Annotated in this window: 1 protein-coding gene; it reads right to left on the reverse strand. The window is 60.6% G+C overall.

Features of this window, described 5'->3' with window-relative positions; all coding sequences use genetic code 11:
* Positions 1-80: 80 nt before the first annotated feature.
* Positions 81-533, reverse strand: a 453-nt coding sequence (locus AC5RUM_RS21470; RefSeq protein ID WP_494036848.1) for a type 2 periplasmic-binding domain-containing protein, incomplete at its 5' end; no start/stop codon positions are given.

Raw genomic sequence — 533 nt, forward strand, 5'->3', positions numbered from 1 at the left:
AGCCGTGGCTTGAGATGTGATTCTTTCCCGTTCATGCTCGGGTCACGTCTTTCCATAGTTGTTTGCTGCATGGACGCCCCTTAGCGGATTTTGGCTTCAGTGATGGCTGATTCGCCCAGGCCCCAGTACTCCAGGGACTCCTTGTATTCCGGGGTCTCCAGGACGGACTGGATGGCCTTCTGCAGTGCCGGCGTCAACGGTGAGCCCTTCTTGAGCCCCATGGCGACGTTGGTGTTGGTGCGGGTATCCATCCTCGGCTCCAGAATGGTGAAGTGGTTGGGCTGCTGCTCCGCGGCCCAGGCCAGGCCACTGGCGTCGTAGAAGACGCCGTCGATCCGCTTGGAGTCCAGCTGCGTCAAGGCTTCCTGGACGTTGGGCAGCGTCACGCCGTTGATGGCCGGCTGGCCCTTTTCCTCACAGGTCCACTTCGAGACGTTCGGCAGGTGCTTCAACTGCTGGGTGGAGCCCTTGGTCACGCCAATGTTCTTGCCACAGAGCGTGTCGTTGGTCAGATTGTTCGGGTTGCCGTGCGG

Source organism: Arthrobacter sp. B2060 (assembly GCF_059090445.1).